We start from the raw sequence: 21,495 nt of genomic DNA on the forward strand, positions 1-21,495 counted from the left end.
GGGTTCATTCCACGCCCCGCTGCTCGAACGCCCCTGCCCCGCAAGACTTCTGGGGGAGAGGCCTCAGGGGGAGCCCCTCACGGGGTCCGGGGCCGAGCCCCGTCAGGCTGCCTGCCCCACCCCCGCCCCCGGAGGGTCTCGGGAAGGGGCGGGGTGGGGAAGAAACCCCCCGTAAACCCCCACCCCACCGCACCCAGCAACGCACGCACCAAGGAGACAACCCCGTGACCGACCACCACCCCGAGCCCGCGTTCGGCGACGACGACGCCGAGGCCCCGGCGCCCGCCGCACCCGGCCCCGGCGGCGAGGGCCGGCCCACCTCACCCGCCCCCGGCACCCGCCCCGCCCCGGGCGCCGAGCCCAAGCCCACCCCCACCGCCCCGGGCGCAGACCCCAAGCCCAACCCCGCCCCCGGCATCGACCCCAGGCCCACCCCAAGCACCGACCCCAAAATCACCCCCGCCGACGCCGCCGACGCCGCCCGGCTCGTCGCGTTCGGGCTTCAGCCCAAGCTGCTCCCGGCCCGCGACGCGGAGTACGGCGAGCTGCTGCGCCGCCACCGCGAGGACCCCGCGTTCGCGCGCCTGGCGGACGCCGTCGCCGCCGGGCTCGGGCTGATCGTCCTGGAGGTGTCGCCCCGCGCCGGCATGGCCGTCACCGCCGCGGAGGACTCGGTGTTCGCCGTCCGCATGGGCGACTACGCACGCCGAGCCGCCGCCCCGGACTCGGCGGACCGCTTCCTGCACGGCCTCGCCCACCTCGCCGTCGCCGCCCTCGCCTTCCCCCGCCCCGAGGACCTCGCCGACGACGGCTACATCGGACGGATCACCGTCAACGGGGTGGACGCGTTCGTCCGGCAGGCCTGTCGCCGCCTGGAGGAGCGGGCCGAGGAGACCGGCGAGAACACCGACCCGGAGACCGGCGCCCCGGGCCTGGAGGCCGCCTGGCGGATCTACGCGCGACGCAGCTCCACCGGGGCCACCAAGGACGCGCGCCGGCTCGCCGGTTCGACCACCGGCATCGTCGCCAAGGCCGTCGCCTTCCTCACCGAATCCGGCTTCCTCCAGCGGACCGGCGACGACGCGGGCGGCGCGTACCGCACCACCGCCCGCTACCAGTTGCAGGTCCGCGACATGGCGGGCAGCGCCGCCCTCACCGAACTGATCGAACTCGGCGTGGTCACGGTCACCGACGGCGGAGCCACCCTGGTGCCGCCCAGCGACGCCGACGACCTGGAACTGGCGGCCGACGCCGGGCTGCCCTTCCACTCCTGACCGCACCGTCCGCCTCCCTTCCTCCCCCCACAACCACGAGAGTCCGCCGACATGTACGAGCTGTCCCGGGTCCGCCTCTACTCCATCGGGCCGGCCGGTGCGCGCTACGCCGACACCGTGCTGGACCTGCGGGGGGTCGGCGCGCCCGTGCCCCAGCCGGCCCCCACGCAGGCCGAGTTCTTCGAGGACGAGCCGGTGGGGCCGCCGCGCCGCCCGGCGCCCGCGGGCGTGCTCTTCCTGGAGAACGGCGGCGGCAAGTCCGTCCTGCTCAAGCTGATCTTCTCCGTGATGCTGCCGGGTCACCGCAACACCCTGGGCGGCGCCAGCTCCGGCGTACTGCGCAAGTTCCTGCTCGCCGACGACTGCGGCCACGTGGCCCTCGAATGGCAGCACACCCTCACCGGCGAACTGGTCGTGGTCGGCAAGGTCAGCGAATGGCGCGGGCGCCAGGTCTCCAACGACCCGCGCAAGTTCGCCGAGGCCTGGTACTCCTTCCGGCCGGGCCCCGGGCTCAGCCTCGACTCGCTGCCGGTCGCCGAGTCCAGCGCGATGCGGCCCGCCGCCGAAGGCGTCTCCGGCGCCCAGGGCCGGCGCCGCACCATGAAGGGCTTCCGCGACGCCATCACCGAGGCGACCAAGGCCTACCCGCACCTTGAGGTGTACTGGGAGGAGATCCACGACCGCTGGAACGAGCACCTCGGCGACCTGGGCCTCGACCCCGAACTCTTCCGCTACCAACGGGAGATGAACGCCGACGAGGGCGAGGCGGCCGGCCTGTTCGCGGTGAAGAAGGACTCCGACTTCACCGACCTGCTGCTGCGCGCCGTCACCGACACCCGTGACACCGACGGCCTCGCCGACCTCGTCAGCGGCTTCGGCAACAAGCTCGGCCGCCGCGCCGAGCTGACCGCCGAGCGCGACTTCACCGCGGGCTCCGTCGACCTCCTGAGCCGCATCGTCGAGGCTTCCGAGACCCGCGCGCGGGCCCGCGACATCCACGCGGGGGCCGAACGGCGCACCCGCACCCTCGCCCGCCGGCTCTCGGCCCGCGGGGCCGAGGAGCGCGGCCGTGCCGCCGACCTCGCCCAGCAGGTCACCGCCGCCGCCCACCACGTCACGCTGGCCGAGCAGGCCCGGGGGCGCAGCTCCCTCATCGCCTCCGAACTCGCCTACCGGCACGCCTCGTTGGCGCTCGCCGTGGCCGAGAAGGCCGCCACCGCACAGCGCCGCGAACTCGCCGACGCCCGCACCCTGCACTCCGCCTGGCAGGCCGCCGAGGCGGTGCTGCGCCACCGCGCCGCCGCCGACCGCTCCGCCCGCGTCGCCGCCGCCATCCAGGAGGCCGAACGCGACGCGGCCCCCGCCCTCGCCGCCCGCGCCCGTGCCGCCGCCGATCTCGTACGGGCCCTGCACTCGGCCGCCGAGGACGGTGAGCGGGTGGCTGCCGAGGAGGAGGAGCGTTCCGCCGCGCTCCAGGAGGCCGGCGAGGCCGCGCACCGCGACGCCACCGCCGCCGCGACCGAGGCCCAGCGCGCCCGCAGCGAGGCGGGGCACCTGCGCCAGCGCCTCGCCGAGGTCGAGCAGGAGACCGCCGAGGCGGTACGGGCCGGCTGGCTGGACGACACCGCGCCCGACGCCGACCCGGCCCGCGCCGCGCTCGCCGCGAGCGACGCGGAGAAGACCGCGGTGGCCGGGTGGGACACGGCCCGCGAGGCCGCCCGCACCGCCGCCGACCGGGCCCGCGGGGCCGCCTCCGCCGAAGCCCGCGCCGAACTGGCCGCGGCCCGCGCCGAGGACGCCGCACGCGCCGCCGAGAGCGCCTACGGCGCCGAGCGCAGGGCCGCCGAGTCCATCGCCGCCGAGGAACGCCTGGCCGAACTGCTCAGCCTGCCCGGCAGCGGCGCACGCACCCGCGCGGGCAGCGACGGCGGCCCCGGTGTGCCCGAGCCCCGCAGGCAGGAGGGTGAAGAGGCCCCAAGCCCGCTCGGCGCCGAGGAGTTGGACCGCTGCGCCGACGACCTGCGGGCCCTCCTCGAACAGGGCGTCGCGACCGCAGAACGTCAGCTCTTCGAGCTGCGCACCGCCGCCGCCGACGACGCGCGCATCCTCGGCGCGCTCGGCGACGGCGGTCTGCTGCCGCCGAGCCCGGACGTCCTGGCCACCGTCGAGTACCTGGGCGAGCACGGCATCCCCGCGCTCCCCGGCTGGCGCTACCTCGCCCAGGCCGTGGCCCCCGCCGACCACGCCGCCGTGCTCGCGGCCCGTCCCGAACTCGTCGACGGCGTGGTCATCACCGACCCCGCCTCGCACGCCCGGGCCCGCGAGGCGCTCGCGAGCGCCGCTCTGCTGCCGCGCTCCGCCGTGGCCGTCGGTACGGCCGCCGCGCTGCTCGCCCCGGTGCCCGCCGCGGACTCGGGCGCCGAGAGCGGCATCTTCCTCGTACCGCCGAACCCGGCGATGCACGACGAGCACGCCGCCGACGAGGAGCGCCAGGCGCTGCGTGCCCGCGCCACCGCGCGGGACGAGGAGATCCGCGCGCTCGCCGCCCGGCTGACCGCCGACCGCTCGCTGGCCGCCCGCATCGGGTCCTGGCGCGCCGACTGTCCGCCCGGCATGCTCGCCGAACTCGCCGCCGCCGCCCACCGCACCCGCGAAGCCGCGCGGCAGGCCGCCGAGGAGCTGGCCGAGGCCCGGACCGCGCGGGCCGAGGCCGACGAGGCCGCCGCGGAGACCGCCCGGGTGCGCGAGGAGCGGCAGGAGGCCGCCCAGCGAGCCCGCCGCGCCGCCGACGCGCTCGCCGGACTCGCCTTCCGGCTGCGCGAGCGGGCGGGCTGGCAGGTCAAACTGCGCGAACTCGCCGACGAGGCAACCGAGTCGGAGGCCCGCGCCCAGACGCTCCTGGAGCGCGCCAAGGCCGCGGACGAGGACCGGCGCGCCGCCCAGCGCACGGCCGACGACGCGCACCGCACCGCCCGGGCGCTGCGGGCCGAGCGCGCCGAGATCGCGGGCGCCCCCGAGAACCTCCCGGAGCCCGACGCGGACGCGCCGCGCACCGCGCTGCCCACCCTGCGCGAGGCCTACCGCGCCGCGTCCCAGCTGTACGAGAAGGTCGGCGTCGGCGCCGATCTGCGCGCCGAACAGGCCCGCGCCGAGAGCGACGAGAGCGCCGCCCTGGCCGAGCTCGACCGGCTCAGCAACAAGGTGCGCACCCGCGCCGCCACCCTCCTCGAAGGCACCGACGGAGCGGACGGCCCCTCCCGCCAGGCCGCCGCCGCCCGCGCCGAGTCCCTCGTCCAGATGCTGGAGACCCGCGCGTCCACGGCGAGCGAGCAGCTCGGCCGGCTGCGCGGCGAGGCCGAACGGCTCGCGCCCGCGGACGGCGAGCGCCACACCGAGCTGCCCGACGAACAGGTGCCCGCCGACGCCGAGCAGGCGCAGGCCCTGCTGCGGACCGCGACGGCCGAACTGGCCGCCCGCACCGATGAGTTGGAGACATCCCGAGCCGCCCACGCCGAGCTGCTGACCGCCCACCGGGTGGCCGAGGACGGCGCGGGGGGCTTCGACGAGACCGCCGCGCTCCTGCGCGACCTGCTGCGGGACAACAGCCACGCGGCCGACGACGAGAGCGCCCCCGAGCCCTACCCGGGCACCCTGGAGGAGGCCCGGCAGTCCGCCACCGAGGCCCGCCGCTCACTGCGCGGCTGCTCCGGCGACCTCTCGGCCGCCGACTCCGCCGTGCGCGAGGCGAGCGACATCCTGGTGCGCCACGCCAACGCGACCCGCTATGAGCAGGTGCGCACCCCGGCCCGCCAGCAGATCCGCGAGCTCCCGGCCGCCTCGCTGCCCGAGCACGCCGCCGCGTGGGCCGCCGCCTTCGAGCCCCGACTGCGCGTCCTGACCGACGAGTTGGAGCAGCTGGAGCGCAACCGCGACTCCATCGTCGACCGGCTGCGCGGTCTGGTGGAGTCGGCGCTCACCACGCTCCGCTCCGCACAGCGCCTCTCCCAGCTCCCCGAGGGGCTCGGCGAATGGTCGGGCCAGGAGTTCCTGCGGATCCGCTTCGACGAGCCCGACCAGGCCACCCTCACCGAGCGGCTGGGCGAGGTCATCGACGAGGCGACCCGCGCCGCCGTCAGGAAGAACTCCGACCTGCGCCGGGACGGCATGTCCCTGCTGCTGCGCGGCGTCCAGGCGGCGCTCGAACCGCGCGGCATCTCCGTGGAGATCCTCAAGCCGGACGCGGTGCTGCGCGCCGAGCGCGTCCCCGTCGGACAGATGGGCGACGTGTTCTCCGGCGGTCAGCTGCTCACCGCCGCCATCGCCCTGTACTGCACGATGGCGGCGCTGCGCAGCAACGACCGGGGCCGCGACAAGCACCGGCACGCCGGCACGCTGTTCCTCGACAACCCCATCGGCCGCGCCAACGCGACGTACCTGCTCGAACTCCAGCGTGCCGTGTCCGACGCGCTCGGCGTCCAACTCCTCTACACCACGGGCCTGTTCGACACGACGGCACTCGCCGAGTTCCCCCTGGTGATCCGGCTGCGCAATGACGCCGACCTGCGGGCGGGCCTGAAGTACATCAGCGTCGAGGAGCACCTGCGCCCCGGCCTTCCCCAGCAGGACACGTCGGGGGAGACGGTGCACGGCGAGATCACCGCGACCCGGATGTTCAAGAAGCCCGCCTGACGGTCCCTGCCACGGCCCGGGCCGCGAGCCCGGGCCTCAGGCCCGGGACAGCCGCTGCCCCGATCCGTCCGCGGACCGTATGCGCGCTCCGCGCTCGGCGGTGCGGGCCGTGCGCCGCGCCCGGCGCCGCTCCTTGCGCAGCTTGCGCGCGGTGCTGCTCGGCATCGACACCACGCCGTTGCGCTGGTTCCACACCTGGCGGGTGACCCACACGTCGAGCACTCCCCAGGTGGCCAGGACCGTACTGCCGACGCTGCTGAGCACCATGGGGAAGGCGAGCCACGAGCCGGTCAGGGTGCACAGGAACGCCACCACCGCCTGCATCAGCGTCGCCGCGACGATGATCACGGCGCGCACGGCCGCGGTGCGGACCGGGTCGGGCAGGCGCGGACGCACGGCAGGCTCTTCCACCCACAACGGCTGCTGCTCACCACTCATGCCTACATTCCTCCCCACCGGCACCGCCTCGATGCCTCGCACCCGCCGCGGCCGCACTCCTGCGGCCCACCGGCAAGAGGCCCCGCTCCGTGACCCGCCTACCCCGGACGCCCCACACCACCCGTACGGACAGACGAGCGGAACTCCCGGAAGATTCCCGGGAATTGTCCGGAGCGAAGACTTCCAGCCATCTGCCTCCAGGGCCGAAAAGCCGCCATGACGGGTGTCCCCGGCTCCAGGTGGGTGTGCCATCTCCCGGAATACCAGGACAACGCATGATCACCGCTCGCACCGGCGGCCGAAAATCGTCCGGACGTGCCTTCGAGTTGTCTGTGTGTCAGTAGTAGGCTCGCGCCGTTTGTTGACGGTTGATCTGGGGGAGGCCATGCGCTTTCGCGGGAAGTCCATCCGCAGGAAGATCGTGGCGTTGCTCCTTGTGCCGCTCGTCTCTCTCACGGCCCTGTGGGCGTTCTCCACCTATCTCACCGGCCGGCAGGCCAACGAGCTGATGAACGTGGCGAACATCGTCAAGAAGGTCGGCTATCCGATCGAGGACACGGTCCGCGTCATCCAGCAGGAGCGCCGCCAGACCCTGGTCTACCTCGCCGACCAGCGGCGCTCCGACGCCCTCACCTCGCTGCGCGACCACCGGGCCGCCACCGACGCCGCGGTGACCCGCATTCGCGAGGCCGCCCGCGACTCCGACGTCCGCAGCGACCTCCAGCCCGCCGCCAAGCGCCGGCTCAAAGCGGCGCTGACCGGCTTCGACTCGCTGACCTCGCTGCGCGGCTCCGTCGAACAGGGCACCGTCGACCGGTCCCAGGCGCTGGACTTCTACAACCGCCTCATCGATCCGTGCTACGGCTTCCTGATGAATCTCCACGCGCTGGAGAACGTCGAGATGGACAAGCAGGGCCGGGCCCTCGTCGGCATCACCCGGGCCCGCGAAATGCTCTCCCGCGAGGACGCCCTCGTCGCCTCCTCGCTCATCACGCCGAAGACCACCACGTCCGAACTGCGCCGCATATCCGACCTGATGGCCGACCGCAGGCTCCTGTACGACACCAACCTGGAGCTGCTGCCGAACGCCGAGCGCGACGTCTTCGACCGCTACTGGCAGGGCCCGGACACCGAGCCGCTGCGCACCGCCGAGGCCGCCGTCGTCGACGCGGGCCTCGCCAAGGACCCCCACCGCATCGACGCCGCACGCTGGCAGCAGGCCGTGACGCCGGTCCTCGACCACCTCGCCCAGATGGGCACCAAGGCGGGCAACCGCTACCAGGACCGGGTCGAACCCGTCGCGTTCAACGTCGTGATGAGGGCGGGCCTCGCCGGAGTGCTCGGCCTCCTCGCCCTGCTGGTCTCACTGTTCATGTCGGTGCGCGTCGGCCGCGAGTTGGTCCGCGACCTGACCCGGCTCCGCAAGGAGGCCCACGAGGTCTCCGGCGTCCGCCTGCCCAGCGTGATGCGGCGGCTGGCCGCCGGCGAACAGGTCGACGTGGAGACCGAGGCGCCCCGCCTGGACTACGAGCGCGACGAGGTCGGCCAGGTCGGCCAGGCCCTCAACACCCTCCAGCGGGCCGCCGTCGAGGCCGCCGTCAAGCAGGCCGACATGCGACGCGGCGTCTCCGACGTCTTCGTCAACCTGGCCCGCCGCAACCAGGTGCTCCTGCACCGGCAGTTGACGCTCCTGGACACCATGGAACGCCGTACCGAGGACACCGACGAACTCGCCGACCTGTTCCGCCTCGACCACCTCACCACCCGCATGCGCCGGCACGCCGAGGGCCTGGTCATCCTCTCCGGCGCCGCGCCCTCCCGGCAGTGGCGCAAGCCCGTCCAGCTCATGGACGTCGTACGGGCCGCGGTCGCCGAGGTCGAGGACTACGAGCGCATCGAGGTGCGCAGGCTGCCCCGGCTCGGCGTCGGCGGGCCCGCGGTCGCCGACCTCACCCACCTCATCGCCGAACTCCTGGAGAACGCCACGGTGTTCTCGCCCCCGCACACCGCCGTCCAGGTGCACGGCGAGCGGGTGGCCAACGGCTTCACCCTGGAGATCCACGACCGCGGCCTCGGCATGGCCCCCGAAGTCCTGCTCGACGCCAACCTGCGGCTCGCCGAGACCCCCGAGTTCGAGCTCTCCGACACCGACCGGCTCGGCCTGTTCGTGGTCAGCCGGCTCGCCCAGCGCCAGAACGTACGCGTCTCGCTCCAGCCGTCCCCCTACGGAGGCACCACCGCCGTCGTGTTCATCCCGGCGACGCTCCTCACCGACGCGCCCGAGACCGACGGCACCGGCCTCCAGCTCGACGGCAAGGCCACGGGCCGCGGCGGCACGGACACCCCGCGCCGTGCGCTGTCCCCGCTGCCCGTCGGCATACCCGGCCAGTCCGCCCTGGACGGACCGGTCGAACTGGAGCCCCCGCTCGACCCGTTGGGCCTTGAGGAGCCCTCGGTCTTCGAGGCGCCCGTCGGCCGCGACACCGCCGGGGCCGGACGCGGCGGGCTGCTGCGCGCCGCCCGCCGGGCCGCCGAGCCGGACGGCGAGAGCCAGCAGCACCAGCAGGCCGCCGACGAGGGCGAGGAGCGGGAGCCGCAGCCACTGCCGCGCCGCCACCGGGTGCCCACCCTGGTCAGCGACCACGGCCGTCGCGTGGACGGCCCCGGGCGCGGCCACCCGGCCCCCGAACCCGACTCCGACCCGGCGCCGGCCGAGGCCCGCGGCTTCCAGGGCCGCCTGCCCGAGCGCCGCACCCCCCAGCCCCCGCGCCCGGCCCCCCGCGCGGCCGAGCCCCCGGCCCCCCAGCCCCTGCGGCGCGCGCCCCAGGGACCCGGCCTCACGCCGGTGCGGCCCGAGGGGCTCACCGAACCGGCGGGCTCCGGCCCGGCCGGCCCCGCCGACCTGCCGGGCGCGCCCAGCTCCGCCCCGTCCTGGGGCACCCTGCCCGAGCCCGGGTCCGGGGCCGCGCCCGGCGGCGAGCCGCCGCTCGGCGGGCTGCCCCGCCGGGTCCGCCAGGCGAGCCTCGCCCCGCAGCTCAAGGACGCCCCCGAAGGGCGCCGAGGCACATCCGCACCCGACGAGGGGCCCGAACCGGAACGCGACGCCGACGAGGTGCGCGACCGGATGGGCGCACTCCAGCGCGGCTGGCAGCGCGGACGCAGGCACAACGAAGCCACGGACACCGCGGAAGGACCGTCCGCGCACGACCGTGGCGACACCGCACGACGAACCACACCGGAGGGGGACGGTCGATGACCGCGCCACAAGACTCAGCCGCAGCACGCCACACCACAGCGAGCGGCGGGGGCGAACTCAACTGGCTCCTGGACGAGTTGGTCGACCGCGTCGGCTCCATCCGCAAGGCCCTGGTGCTCTCCGGCGACGGCCTCGCCACCGGAACCTCGCGCGATCTGACCCGCGAGGACGGCGAGCACCTGGCCGCCGTCGCCTCCGGGTTCCACAGCCTTGCCAAGGGCGTGGGCCGCCACTTCGACGCGGGCCGGGTCCGCCAGACCGTCGTCGAACTGGACGACGCCTTCCTCTTCGTGACGGCCGCCGGCGACGGCAGCTGTCTGGCCGTCCTGTCCGACGCCGACTCCGACGTCGGACAGGTCGCGTACGAGATGACACTGATGGTCAAGCGGGTCGGGGCCCATCTGACCACCGCACCACGGACCGGCCTGCACACCGGAGGGTGAGTGGGGTACGCCATGAGCGGGGGGACGCGATGAGTGAGGCAGACCAACGGGCCCAGGAGCAGCCGCGGGACCTGCCGGCTCCGCCCGCCCCGGGCCGGCCGCACCAGTGGTTCGACGACGACGCGGGTCCGGTGGTGCGTCCCTACGCCATGACCCGCGGCCGGACCACCAGTGCCGGCCAGCACCGCCTGGACCTGATCGCCGTGGTCGTCCCGGAACCCGCCGCCGACGATCCGGGCCGCGACCAGACGCTCTCCCCGGAACACGTGGAGATCGTCGAACGCTGCGGCGACTCCCCGCAGTCGATCGCCGAGCTCGCCGCGGGACTCGACCTCCCCGTCGGGGTGGTCCGGGTCCTGGTCGGCGATCTCGTCGCCGATGCCCTGGTGCACGTAACCCGACCCGTACCACCGGCCGAGCTGCCGGACGAGTCCCTTCTCCGCGAGGTGATCAATGGCCTTCGGGCGCTCTAGCCGCAAGAAGCGGCACGTCGATCCGGTGACGCTCAAGATCCTCGTCGCCGGCGGCTTCGGCGTCGGCAAGACCACCCTGGTCGGCGCGGTGAGCGAGATCCGCCCGCTGCGCACCGAGGAACGCCTCAGCGAGGCGGGCCGCCCGGTCGACGACCTGGCCGGAGTGGAGGGCAAGAGCACCACCACGGTGGCGATGGACTTCGGGCGCATCACGCTCCGCGAGGACCTGGTGCTCTACCTCTTCGGCACCCCCGGCCAGGACCGGTTCTGGTTCCTGTGGGACGAGCTGGCGCAGGGCGCGCTCGGCGCCGTCGTGCTCGCCGACACCCGGCGCCTGGAGGACTGCTTCGCCGGCATCGACTACTTCGAGCGGCGCGCCATCCCCTTCACCGTCGCCGTCAACTGCTTCGACGAAGCGACTCGTTACCCCGCCGACACGGTGCGCTCCGCGCTCGACCTCGACCCGGAGGTGCCCCTCCTGATGTGCGACGCGCGGGAGCGCGAGTCGGTCAAGGAGATCCTGGTGGGCGTGGTCGAGCACGCGATGGCGATGTCGGCCAAGTCCCGCCAGCCCGCCGTGACCTGACGAGTCATCAGTGAGCGCGGCCCGCGCCCCCGCCGACCGGGGTGCGGGCCGTGCCGTTCGCGGCCGCTACCGGCCGTCCTCCTCGTGCCAGCCGAGGCTGCGTTCCACCGCCTTGCGCCAGTTGGCGTACTCGCGCTCCCGTACCGGCGCCGCCATCCGGGGCGTCCATTCCACGTCCTGCTGCCAGTGCGCCGCCAGCTCGTCCAGGTTCGCCCACACCCCGGTCGCGAGTCCGGCGGCGTAGGCCGCGCCCAGACAGGTCGTCTCCGACACCCGGGGCCGGATCACCGGCACGCCGAGCACATCGGCCTGGTGCTGCATCAGCAGGGCGTTGGCGGTCATCCCGCCGTCCACCTTCAGCGTGGTGATCGGCACGCCCGAGTCCTGGAACATGGCGTCCACCACCTCGCGGGTCTGCCAGCTCGTCGCTTCGAGCACCGCGCGGGCCAGGTGCGCCTTGGTGACGTACCGGGTCAGACCCGTGATGACGCCCCGGGCGTCCGAGCGCCAGTAGGGCGCGAAGAGGCCCGAGAAGGCGGGCACCACGTAGGCCCCGCCGTTGTCGTCGACGCTCGCGGCCAGCGGCTCGATCTCGTCGGCGCCGCGGATGATCCCGAGCTGGTCGCGGAACCACTGCACGAGCGCTCCGGTGACCGCGATCGAGCCCTCCAGGCAGTAGACCGGCGCCTGTTCACCGATGCGGTAGCCGACCGTGGTGATCAGCCCGTTCTTCGAAGGGACCGGCCGCGTACCGGTGTTGAGGAGCAGGAAGCTCCCCGTGCCGTAGGTGTTCTTCGCGGTCCCGGCCTCGTAGCACGCCTGCCCGAACACGGCCGCCTGCTGGTCGCCGAGCGCCGAGGCGACGGGCACTCCCGCCAGCTGCCCGACGGCGGTGCCGTACACCTCGGCCGACGACCGGATGCCGGGCAGCATCACCCGTGGCACGTTCATCGCGGCCAGGATCTCCGGATCCCATTCCAGGGTCTCCAGGTCCATGAGCAGGGTGCGCGAGGCGTTGGTGACGTCCGTGACGTGGACACCGCCCGACGTGCCGCCGGTCAAATTCCAGATCAGCCAGGAGTCGATGGTCCCGAACGCGATCTCACCGCGCTCGGCGCGCACCCGCAGACCGGGTACGTTGTCGAGCAGCCAGGCCGCCTTGGGCCCCGAGAAGTAGCTCGCGAGCGGCAGGCCGGTCGTCCCGCGGAACCGGTCCTGACCGTCGTCGCCGCCCAGTTGGCGGCAGAGCGCGGAGGTGCGGGTGTCCTGCCAGACGATGGCGTTGTGCACGGGCTTGCCGGTCGCCCGGTCCCACAGGACGGTCGTCTCGCGCTGATTGGTGATGCCGAGCGCGCTGAGCTGATCCGCGCGCAGCCCGGCCCTGGCCAGCGCGCCCGCCACGACCGCCTGCACCTTGGACCAGATCTCGGTGGCGTCGTGCTCCACCCAGCCGGGCCGGGGGAAGATCTGGCGGTGCTCGCGCTGGTCGACGGCGACGATCGCCCCGTCCTGGTTGAAGACGATGCAGCGGCTGGACGTGGTCCCCTGGTCGATCGCGGCGACGAACCGGTCCGTCATGGCTACCCCTCGTTTCGGTGGAGCGCTCACCGGGCGCGGGGAAGTTTCCATCCGTGATGACATGCCGTCAAGACTGCGTGTCCGAAGCCGAGTTGAGGAGCGGTCAGCGCACCGCCACGACTGCGGAGCCGTGTCCGAACAGGCCCTGGTTCGCGGTGATGCCGACCCGCGCACCGGCCACCTGGCGGTCGCCCGCCGTGCCCCTCAGCTGCCAAGTCAGCTCACACACCTGGGCGATGGCCTGCGCCGGCACGGCCTCGCCGAACGACGCGAGCCCGCCGCTGGCGTTCACCGGGATCCGGCCGCCGAGCGCGGTCGCGCCGTCCCGTACGAGCTTGGCGCCCTCGCCGGGCCCGCACAGGCCGAGGTCCTCGTACCACTCCAGCTCAAGGGCCGTCGACAGGTCGTACACCTCGGCCAGCGACACGTCCTCGGGCCCGATCCCCGCCTCCTCGTAGGCGGCCCGTGCGATGGAGGCGCGGAAGGAGTGCGGGCAGGGCTCGACGCGGGCCGCCGAGTCGGTCGCGATGTCGGGCAGGTCGAGGACGGTACGGGGGTAGGTGGGGGTGATCGTGGAGACCGCGCGGATGCGCACCGGATCGGCGGCGCCGTGCCGGCGCGCGAAGTCCATGCTGGTCAGGACCACGGCGGCGGCGCCGTCCGAGGTGGCGCAGATGTCGAGCAGCCGCAATGGATCGGCGACCACCGCCGACGCGGCGACCTCGTCGGCGCTGACCGCCTTGCGGTACCGGGCGTTCGGGTTGAGCGCCCCGGCCGCCGCGTTCTTCACCTTGACCCGCGCGAAGTCGTCGACGGTGTCGCCGTGCAGGGCCATGCGGCGGCGGGCGTAGAGCCCGAAGTAGGCGGGGTTGGTCGCGCCCAGCACCCGGAACCTCAGCCAGTCCGGGTCGTCCGGACGCTCGCCGCCGGCGGGCGCGAAGAAGCCCTTGGGCGCCGCGTCGGCGCCGACGACCAGGACCACGTCGGCCAGACCGGCCAGGATCTGGGCCCGCGCCGTGCCGATCGCCTGCGCCCCCGAGGCACAGGCCGCGTACACGCTGGTCACCCGCGCGCCCTGCCAGCCCAGTGCCCGCGCGAACGTCGCCCCGGCGACATGGCCCGGATAGCCGCCGCGCACCGTGTCCGCGCCGACCACCGCCTCGACCTCGCGCCAGCCGATCCCGGCATCGGCGAGGGCGGCCCTGGCCGCGACGGTCCCGTACTCCACGAAGCTGCGGCCCCATTTGCCCCAGGGGTGCATGCCCGCGCCCAGGACCGCGATGTCGCCGCTCACGCCGTCACCGCCACGGGCCGCCAGTGCCAGGTCGTCCAGGTGGTCCCCGCGTCCTCGTTGAGGACGCCCGGCACCACCTCGACCTCCAGGCCGACGGCGAGATCGGCCGTGCTCACCCCGGGCGCCGCCTGTCCGAGCACCACCATGCGCTCGGCGGCCAGCTCCACGGCCACCAGCACACAGGGCTCCCACTCCAGCTGTGGGTCCGACACATAGGGCGCGGGCGGCCGATAGCGGCTGTCGGTGTAGGACCACACACGGCCCCGCTGCGACAGGGGTACCTCCGCCAGCTCGCCGCCAGTGCAGCCCGGGTTGCGGCAGAAGGCGTCCTCGCGCGGGAAGAACACACAGGAACAGGCGGAACACCGGGTGCCGAGCAGCCGGAAGTCCGCTCCCTCGGCCTGGGTGAACCAGCCCGCGACCACGGGCGTGCGGGTGCGTGCGTCGGTCAAGGCCCCTCCCGAGAACGGCTTCTGACGGAACGTCAGAAGTGTGCCACGGGCCACCGGAGTTGGGGAGGGGCGGTCATGACCCGGTCGCGGGCCCCGCCCCGGTCCGGGCGTTCTCGGCCAGCCACTTGGCCGCGATCTCGCCGAGTTCGCGGTCGCGGCCGCACAGCATCATCGCGATCATCTGCCGGTCCCCGCGCAGCGACCAGGCGGGGTGCCCGAAGGTCGCCGGGTTGTTCTTCTCGATGAACCAGTGCGCGGGCCAGGCGGTCCCGTACCCGATGAGCGGCAGCGCCAGGACCTGGCGCCGGCGCCCGCGCGCGAGTCCCCACGCGGCGACCGCGAGCCCGGTGAGGGTGCCCGTGAGGTGGACCCACCGGGTGGCGGCCCGGGAGTGCATCGCCACGTAGTACGGCCAGAACTCCTCGTACGAATCGAACGTCGGCCTCGTCGTGTTCGTCATGCGGGAAAACCTAATCGCTCGTCCGAGAACCGGATACGGCTCCTTCGCGTCCGAATCAACAGAGCGGGCGCCCGGGACCCACGGGGGTGGCCCCGGCCGCCCGCTCCGTCCTCAAGCGGAACGGCAGCGCTGAGCATCCGGATCCAGGCCGGGCGGCGACGGGTGCCCGAACCGGAACGCCACGGTGGGATCAGTGTCCGGCCACCGAGCGCCACGCCACCGGGAAGTCGAAGTAGGTGTCGGGGAACGGCTCCGGCTCGTACGTGAAGTGCCACCACTCCTCGGGCAGGTTGACGAACCCCTGCGCGGCCAACGTGGCCTTGAGGAACTGCCGGTTGGCGCGCTGTACGCCCCGAACGCGCGGGTCGTCGGTGTGCGCGAGGGTGTCGAAGCAGTCGAAGCCGGTGCCCATGTCGAGGGAGCGGTCCGGGAACCTGCGGTCCTCGGGTGCGTAGCACGGCACCAGGCGCTGCCCCGGGCGGTACGGGCGGGTGGGGCGGGCGGGCAGGCGCACGATCGTCAGATCCATCGTGCTGCCCCGGCTGTGTCCGGACTTCTCGGCGATGTAGCCGTCCGCGAACAACCTCGACTTGTCGACACGGGGATAGAACTCGGTCTTCATCCGCTCGTCGTCCAGGTCCTTGGCCCACCGCACGAAGTGGTCGACGGCCCGCTGCGGCCGGTAGCAGTCGTAGACCTTCAGGGAGTAGCCCCGCCGCAGGAGCCCGGCCTGGGCGCGGTGCAGTGCCTCGGCGGCGGCCCGAGTCAGGATGCACAGCGGTTGGCGGTAGCCGTCGATCGGCTCACCGACGAAGTCGTGCGGGGTGATGTACCGCATCTCCTCGATGATCGTGGGGTCGACGGAGCGCAGCGCGACGAACGCGCGGGGAGCCCTCGGACCGGGCGCGGCCTGCGCGGCGGGGGAGAGCGCGGTCATCGTGAGCAGCGCCGCCGCGCCCGCGACGAGGCCGCGCAGCGCCCGCCGCCGGCGCGACCGGGAGCCGGCCCGATCTCCTTCGCCCGGTCGCGTGGCAGCATGCGTCCCGGCGCCCCCCGCCCCCGGGCGCGCGGCACCACGCCGCGTGGCGGCCCCCGCGCTCCCGCGCCGCTCGCCGTGTCGTTCCCCGGGGCGCCCCACCCCGTCGCCAGGTCGTGTCATGTGCACTGCCTCCATCGGGTCAACTGGTGGGCGGGGGAGCCGAGTCGGGCTCTTCGCGTACGGGGTGCGGTCGGTTACAGTCCGCGCGTGACCGCCTCCCCGAAGCAGCCCGTCCCGTACTCCCACTGCGCCGCGTGCGGAGCACCGTACTCCGGCGGGGGCGACGCGTGGCCCCGCGTCTGCGCGGCCTGCGGCGGATTGGCCTACCGCAACCCGCTGCCGGTGGCCGTCGCCCTGCTGCCCGTCACCGACGAGCGGGGAGGCGGCCTCGTCGTCATCACCCGCACCATCGAGCCGCGGCGGGGCGGCACGGCCCTGCCCGGTGGTTTCGTCGACTTCGGCGAGAGCTGGCAGGACGCGGTCGTCCGCGAGCTGTCGGAGGAGACCGGCATCGAGGCACGGGCCGCCGAGGTCCGGCTGGCGGACGCCCTCAGCTCGCCCGAGCACCTGCTCCTGTTCGGCCTGCTGCCCCCGCGCCCGGCAGGGCTCCTTCCGCCCTCCCTGCCCACGGACGAGACGGACGGCTGGCACCTGCTGCGCGAACCGGCCGACCTGACCTTCCCGCTGCACACGCTGGCCGTACGGAAGTGGTTCGCGGGGGAGTACGGCAGCCGGGGGAACGGGACTGCTGCGGGACGGGCGGTCAACTGACGCACGTGTACGGGCAGTTACGCCCGCCCGCGTGTCACCCACCCGCTCAGCGCCCCGCGCCGCGCACCCGCACCGGAAGGCCGACCTCCGCGCCGGGACCGTCCCCGATCCGCTCCACCACCACCCGGCCGTGGACCACGCGGGTCGCGAAACGCTCGACCTCCGCCGGGGCCCAGCCGTCCCCGGCGTCCCGCACCACGATCCCGCCTCCGGTGCGCCCGGCGGCCGGTGCCCACACCTCCAGTTCGAGGCCGCCGCCCTCGCCCCGTACCGGGATCACGGCACCGGCCCGGGCGAGCACCGGGATGCGGGACAGGGGGGCGTTGAGCAGCACCTGTCCCGGGCCGTCGTGGGCCTCCCCGGTTGCGGTGTCGTACCAGCGCCCGCGCGGCAGCCGCAGCGCGCGCCGGTCGGCGCCGGGCTCCAGGACGGGCGCGACGAGCAGAGCGTCGCCCAGCAGGAAGGAGTCCTCGCAGTCGCGCAGCACCCGGTCACCCGGAGCGCCCCACCACACCGGCCGCACATAGGGCGCCCCGGTCAGCCGGGCCAGGTGGGCCAGGGTCATGAAGTACGGGTGCAGCCGCTGCCGTTCGGCGAGCGCCGCCCGCGCCCCGTCGAGCACCTTCGGGCCGAACTCCCAGGGCTCGCGCCGCCCCGCCCACTTCGCCGCGTGCGTACGGAACAGGGGCAGCCAGGCGCCGAGTTGGAACCACCGCAGATACAGCTCGGGCGAGGGGCTGCCGGTGAAACCGCCCACGTCGGGCCCCGAGTACGGCACCCCGCACAGGCCGAGGCCGAGCACCAGGGACAGCGAGGCGCGCAGCCCGGGCCAGCCGGTCGCCACATCGCCCGACCAGGTGCCGCCGTAGCGCTGCATTCCGGCCCATCCGGAGCGTGAGAAGAGGAAGGGCCGCTCGTCGGGGCGCAGCCGGCGCAGCCCCTCGTATCCGGCCCGTGCCATGCAGAGGCCGTACACGTTGTGGCCCTCGCGGTGGTCGCCGCCCGCGCCGTCCAGATCGTGCCGCGCGGACCGGGGCAGTGTCGGGTCCCCGAACGGCGCGAAGGACACCGGCTCGTTCATGTCGTGCCACACCCCGGCGAACCCCTGGCCGAGCCGCTCCTCGTAGAGCGCGCCCCACCAGGCGCGCGCCGAGGGGTCGGTGAAGTCCGGGTAGACGCACTCGCCGGGCCACACCTGCCCGCGCACCTCCTCACCCCGGGCGTCCTTGACGAACGCCCCGGCGGCGCGCCCGCTCTCGTACATCGCGACGCCGGGCTCCGCGCGCACCGCCGGGTCGACGATCGACACCAGCCGCACCCCGTCCCCGGCGAAGTCCTCGGCCATCCGGGGCAGATCGGGGAAGGCCGCCCGGTCGACGGTGAAGACCCGGTTGCGCTCGTAGTGGTCGATGTCCAGGTGCAGCGCGGAAAGCGGCAGATCGCGCTCGATGTACCCGCCGACGACGCGCCGCACCTCGCGCTCGCTGCCGAACCCCCAGCGCGCGTGCTGCGGGCCGAGCGCCCAGGACGGCGGCAGGGCCGGTGGCCCGGTGAGCGCCGTCCAGCCCTGGAGCACCCGGGCCGGGGTGCCCGCGATCACCCAGCAGCGCAGCGGGCCGCCCTCCATGCGCAGTTCGCTCGCGCCGGGCCGGTCGTGCCCCGAGCCCGCGCCCTCCGCGCCCTCGCGCAGCGCCACGCGGCCGTCCCAGGTGCTGTCGTAGAACGCCAGGTGCGTACCGGCGTCCGCGACGACCAGCTGGACGGGCATCGTGATGTACAGCGGGTCGTCGTCCGGCCCGAAGGTGCCGCCGGGGTCGGTGTTCCACAGCCGGTACGTGCCGTCGCGCAGCCGGGGCCCGCCCGCCCGGCCGCCGAGCCCGAAGAACCGTGCGTCGGCGGCCACTTGGGACCGCTGGAGCCACCGGGCCGGCCCGCCCCCGGCCGGCTCCCACCAGCGCGGCGGCAGCTCGTGGCGCAGCACGATGCCGCCCGGGGTGCGCACTTCGAGGGCGCCGTGCCGGGAGACGACCACGGTCAGCCGCTCGGAGACGATGCGCCGGCCGCCGTCCTTGTCCGGTTCCAGGGAGGCCCGCGGGTCCGCCTCGGGTGCCCCGCCGTCCAGGGCGTACGACGGCTCGGGCCCCGCGCCGTCCCAGGCCCAGAAGACCGCGCCGCCCACCGTGACCCGCACCTCTAGGGCGGAACGCTCGAACCGGACGACGCCGCCGCCCGGGCCCGGCTCGGCCCCGGTCAGGAGCCCCGGAACCCGGGCCCGCTCCGGCCCCCTGGCCGGCAGGTCCCGTGCGTCCGTCCGGCGCCGCCGCAGCGCCGAGCGCAGCACCCGCAGCCCTTGTGCCGAACCGACCGCCTTCACCGAGCGCACCAGGTCATCGCCGTTCATGCGGCTCACCCTGCCACCCGGACGGCCGTACGTGCGCTTCGTTCAACTGCCGTTCACCCACGGGGTCGCCGGCCGGGCGGGCGCGGGACATCTGGCGGGGGCGCCGAGGACCGGGGTACGGCCGTCGCGGGGGTGCACCGCACCGGGGCCCAGCCTCCACAGGACCGGTCCGGCTGCCACCCGTGGTGGCGCCACATGATCGGCCGGTCGACTATGGGGGGCACACCCTGGTGCGGAAGACGATCACATGGCATCGTCCCTGTCAGCCGCCTCACGCGCACACCCCTCGCGTGTGTGCGGGACACACGCAGACCACGCGTTTCAGCCCGGGAGCCGACCCATGACTTCAGCCGCGAACCCCGATCCGCAGCCCACGCCCCTGTGGCAGCCGGACGCCGCACGCATCGCCGCCGCGCGGATCACCCGCTTCCAGGCCTGGGCGGCCGAGCGCTACGGGGCCCCGGCCGACGGCGGGTACGCGGCGCTGCACCGCTGGTCGGTCGACGAGCTCGACCTGTTCTGGCAGGCCGTCGCCGACTGGTTCGACATCCGTTTCTCCACCCCCTACGAAGCCGTCCTCGCCGACCGGACCATGCCCGGCGCCCAGTGGTTCACCGGCTCCACCCTGAACTACGCCGAACACGCGCTGCGCACCGCCGAGGACCCCGCCCGGGCCGGCGATCCCGCGCTGCTGCACGTCGACGAGTCGCACGAACCCGTCGCGACCAGTTGGGCCGAGCTGCGCCGCCAGGTCGGCTCGCTCGCCGCCGAACTGCGCGCGCTCGGCGTACGCCCCGGTGACCGGGTGAGTGGGTACCTCCCCAACGTCCCGCAGGCGGTCGTGGCGCTCCTCGCGTCGGCCGCCGTCGGCGCGGTGTGGACGTCCTGCGCCCCGGACTTCGGCGCCCGCAGCGTCCTCGACCGCTTCCAGCAGGTCGAGCCGGTCGTCCTGTTCACGGTCGACGGCTACCGCTACGGCGGCAAGGAGCACGACCGCACGGACGTCGTCGCGGAACTGCGCCGCGAGCTGCCCACCCTGCGCGCCGTGGTCCACATCCCCCTGCTCGGCACCCCGGCCCCCGAGGGCAGCCTCGACTGGGCGGCCCTCACCGCGGGCGACACGGAGCCCGTCTTCGAGCAGGTGCCCTTCGACCACCCGCTGTGGGTCCTCTACTCCTCCGGCACCACGGGCCTGCCGAAGGCGATCGTGCAGTCCCAGGGCGGCATCCTCCTGGAGCACTTCAAGCAGCTCGGACTGCACTGCGACCTGGGCCCCGGCGACCGGTTCTTCTGGTACACCTCCACCGGCTGGATGATGTGGAACTTCCTGGTCTCCGGCCTGCTCACGGGCACCACGGTCGTCCTGTACGACGGCAGCCCGGGCTTCCCCGACACGGGTGCCCAGTGGGGCGTGGCCGAGCGCACCGGGGCCACTCTGTTCGGCACCTCGGCCGCGTACGTCATGGCCTGCCGCAAGGCCGACGTGCACCCGGGCCGCGACTTCGACCTGTCCCGGGTGAAGGGCGTGGCGACCACCGGTTCACCACTGCCGCCCGACGGCTTCCGCTGGCTGCACGACGAGGTGCGCGAGGACCTGTGGATCGCCTCGGTCAGCGGCGGCACCGACGTGTGCTCCTGCTTCGCGGGGGCGGTGCCCACCCTGCCGGTGCACATCGGCGAACTCCAGGCCCCGTGCCTGGGCACCGACCTCCAGGCGTGGGACGCGCAGGGCAGGCCGGTGGTGGGAGAGGTCGGCGAACTCGTCGTCACCAACCCCATGCCCTCGATGCCGATCCGCTTCTGGAACGACCCGGACGGCAGCCGCTACCGCGACAGCTACTTCGACATGTTCCCGGGCGCTTGGCGGCACGGCGACTGGATCACCCTCACCGGCCACGGCTCGGTGATCATCCATGGCCGCTCCGACTCGACCCTCAACCGCCAGGGCGTGCGCATGGGTTCGGCCGACATCTACGAGGTCGTCGAGCGCCTGCCGGAGATCCGCGAGTCCCTCGTCATCGGCCTGGAGGAGCCCGACGGCGGCTACTGGATGCCGTTGTTCGTCCATCTCGCCGAGGGCGCGGTCCTGGACGACGCGCTGCGCACGAAGATCAAGCAGGCGATCCGCGAGCAACTGTCGCCCCGCCATGTGCCGGACGAGATCATCGAGGCGCCGGGCGTCCCGCACACCCTCACCGGCAAGCGCATCGAGGTCCCCGTCAAACGCCTCCTCCAGGGAGCCGCGCTCGACCGCGCGGTCAACCCCGGCTCGGTCGACAACCTCGACCTGCTGCGCTTCTACGAGGACATCGCCCGCAAGCGCGGCTGACCGGCCGCCCCC

The 21,495-nt window shown here is 74.3% G+C and carries 15 protein-coding genes; 8 read left to right on the forward strand and 7 right to left on the reverse strand.

What is annotated here, in order from left to right; all coding sequences use genetic code 11:
• The first annotated feature begins 416 nt into the window (after window positions 1-416).
• Window positions 417-1,274 carry a hypothetical protein gene (locus ACGF3I_RS32335; protein WP_393138384.1) on the forward strand — a complete coding sequence of 286 codons (858 nt, stop codon included), beginning with the start codon at window positions 417-419 and terminating at the stop codon, window positions 1,272-1,274.
• Between the two features lie 51 nt (window positions 1,275-1,325).
• Window positions 1,326-5,963, forward strand: a complete 4,638-nt coding sequence (locus ACGF3I_RS32340; RefSeq protein WP_393138351.1) for a hypothetical protein — start codon at window positions 1,326-1,328, stop codon at window positions 5,961-5,963.
• 36 nt (window positions 5,964-5,999) lie between these two features.
• Here ACGF3I_RS32340 and ACGF3I_RS32345 read toward each other — a convergent pair whose 3' ends face one another.
• Complete coding sequence (locus ACGF3I_RS32345) at window positions 6,000-6,443, reverse strand: hypothetical protein (protein WP_393138353.1); 444 nt, start codon at window positions 6,441-6,443, stop codon at window positions 6,000-6,002.
• A gap of 343 nt (window positions 6,444-6,786) precedes the next feature.
• Here ACGF3I_RS32345 and ACGF3I_RS32350 point away from each other — a divergent pair, with 343 nt between their 5' ends.
• The 4 genes from ACGF3I_RS32350 to ACGF3I_RS32365 are packed head-to-tail and all read left to right on the forward strand — an operon-like array spanning window position 6,787 to window position 11,159.
• Window positions 6,787-9,657 (forward strand): nitrate- and nitrite sensing domain-containing protein, encoded by a 2,871-nt coding sequence (locus ACGF3I_RS32350; protein WP_393138355.1) that lies wholly within the window; start codon window positions 6,787-6,789, stop codon window positions 9,655-9,657.
• A complete protein-coding gene (locus ACGF3I_RS32355; RefSeq protein WP_393138356.1) occupies window positions 9,654-10,100 on the forward strand; it encodes a roadblock/LC7 domain-containing protein in 447 nt (148 codons plus the stop codon). The genes ACGF3I_RS32350 and ACGF3I_RS32355 overlap by 4 nt, the downstream gene beginning before the upstream one ends.
• A gap of 29 nt (window positions 10,101-10,129) precedes the next feature.
• Window positions 10,130-10,573, forward strand: coding sequence for a DUF742 domain-containing protein (locus ACGF3I_RS32360; RefSeq protein WP_393138358.1), 444 nt, complete (start codon window positions 10,130-10,132; stop codon window positions 10,571-10,573).
• Window positions 10,554-11,159 carry an ATP/GTP-binding protein gene (locus tag ACGF3I_RS32365; RefSeq protein ID WP_393138359.1) on the forward strand — a complete coding sequence of 202 codons (606 nt, stop codon included), beginning with the start codon at window positions 10,554-10,556 and terminating at the stop codon, window positions 11,157-11,159. The genes ACGF3I_RS32360 and ACGF3I_RS32365 overlap by 20 nt, the downstream gene beginning before the upstream one ends.
• 66 nt (window positions 11,160-11,225) lie before the next feature.
• On the opposite strand, the gene glpK is transcribed toward ACGF3I_RS32365, so the two are convergent.
• The 5 genes from glpK to ACGF3I_RS32390 form a co-directional block, all read right to left on the reverse strand.
• Window positions 11,226-12,737, reverse strand: coding sequence for a glycerol kinase GlpK (gene glpK / locus ACGF3I_RS32370; protein ID WP_393138361.1), 1,512 nt, complete (start codon window positions 12,735-12,737; stop codon window positions 11,226-11,228).
• A gap of 103 nt (window positions 12,738-12,840) precedes the next feature.
• Window positions 12,841-14,031: a lipid-transfer protein gene (locus ACGF3I_RS32375; RefSeq protein WP_393138362.1), complete on the reverse strand. Its 1,191-nt coding sequence runs from the start codon at window positions 14,029-14,031 to the stop codon at window positions 12,841-12,843.
• A complete protein-coding gene (locus tag ACGF3I_RS32380; protein WP_393138386.1) occupies window positions 14,028-14,456 on the reverse strand; it encodes a Zn-ribbon domain-containing OB-fold protein in 429 nt (142 codons plus the stop codon). Before ACGF3I_RS32380 ends, ACGF3I_RS32375 begins: the two co-directional genes overlap by 4 nt.
• 100 nt (window positions 14,457-14,556) lie before the next feature.
• Window positions 14,557-14,943, reverse strand: a complete 387-nt coding sequence (locus ACGF3I_RS32385; RefSeq protein ID WP_393138364.1) for an Mpo1-like protein — start codon at window positions 14,941-14,943, stop codon at window positions 14,557-14,559.
• Between the two features lie 190 nt (window positions 14,944-15,133).
• Window positions 15,134-15,880 carry a M15 family metallopeptidase gene (locus ACGF3I_RS32390; RefSeq protein ID WP_393138366.1) on the reverse strand — a complete coding sequence of 249 codons (747 nt, stop codon included), beginning with the start codon at window positions 15,878-15,880 and terminating at the stop codon, window positions 15,134-15,136.
• A gap of 309 nt (window positions 15,881-16,189) precedes the next feature.
• Here ACGF3I_RS32390 and ACGF3I_RS32395 point away from each other — a divergent pair, with 309 nt between their 5' ends.
• The gene (locus ACGF3I_RS32395; RefSeq protein ID WP_393138368.1) at window positions 16,190-16,753 is read left to right on the forward strand and encodes an NUDIX domain-containing protein; all 564 of its coding nucleotides are present in this window, start codon (window positions 16,190-16,192) and stop codon (window positions 16,751-16,753) included.
• A 46-nt stretch (window positions 16,754-16,799) separates the two neighbouring features.
• Here ACGF3I_RS32395 and ACGF3I_RS32400 read toward each other — a convergent pair whose 3' ends face one another.
• Window positions 16,800-19,154, reverse strand: coding sequence for a glycoside hydrolase family 31 protein (locus ACGF3I_RS32400; protein WP_393138370.1), 2,355 nt, complete (start codon window positions 19,152-19,154; stop codon window positions 16,800-16,802).
• Window positions 19,155-19,494: 340 nt separating this feature from the next.
• Here ACGF3I_RS32400 and ACGF3I_RS32405 point away from each other — a divergent pair, with 340 nt between their 5' ends.
• Window positions 19,495-21,483, forward strand: a complete 1,989-nt coding sequence (locus ACGF3I_RS32405; protein WP_393138372.1) for an acetoacetate--CoA ligase — start codon at window positions 19,495-19,497, stop codon at window positions 21,481-21,483.
• The last annotated feature ends 12 nt before the right edge of the window (window positions 21,484-21,495 follow it).

The organism is Streptomyces sp. NPDC048111 (assembly GCF_043202815.1).
Taxonomy (GTDB): Bacteria; Actinomycetota; Actinomycetes; order Streptomycetales; family Streptomycetaceae; genus Streptomyces.

Bases quoted from the DNA above. Each gene is read 5' to 3' on its own strand.
- ACGF3I_RS32340 (WP_393138351.1), top strand. From the start codon at position 1,326: ATGTACGAGCTGTCCCGGGTCCGCCTCTACTCCATCGGGCCGGCCGGT.
- ACGF3I_RS32350 (WP_393138355.1), top strand. From the start codon at position 6,787: ATGCGCTTTCGCGGGAAGTCCATCCGCAGGAAGATCGTGGCGTTGCTC.
- ACGF3I_RS32355 (WP_393138356.1), top strand. From the start codon at position 9,654: ATGACCGCGCCACAAGACTCAGCCGCAGCACGCCACACCACAGCGAGC.
- ACGF3I_RS32360 (WP_393138358.1), top strand. From the start codon at position 10,130: ATGAGTGAGGCAGACCAACGGGCCCAGGAGCAGCCGCGGGACCTGCCG.
- ACGF3I_RS32365 (WP_393138359.1), top strand. From the start codon at position 10,554: ATGGCCTTCGGGCGCTCTAGCCGCAAGAAGCGGCACGTCGATCCGGTG.
- glpK (WP_393138361.1), bottom strand. From the start codon at position 12,737: ATGACGGACCGGTTCGTCGCCGCGATCGACCAGGGGACCACGTCCAGC.
- ACGF3I_RS32385 (WP_393138364.1), bottom strand. From the start codon at position 14,943: ATGACGAACACGACGAGGCCGACGTTCGATTCGTACGAGGAGTTCTGG.
- ACGF3I_RS32390 (WP_393138366.1), bottom strand. From the start codon at position 15,880: ATGACCGCGCTCTCCCCCGCCGCGCAGGCCGCGCCCGGTCCGAGGGCT.
- ACGF3I_RS32400 (WP_393138370.1), bottom strand. From the start codon at position 19,154: ATGAACGGCGATGACCTGGTGCGCTCGGTGAAGGCGGTCGGTTCGGCA.
- ACGF3I_RS32405 (WP_393138372.1), top strand. From the start codon at position 19,495: ATGACTTCAGCCGCGAACCCCGATCCGCAGCCCACGCCCCTGTGGCAG.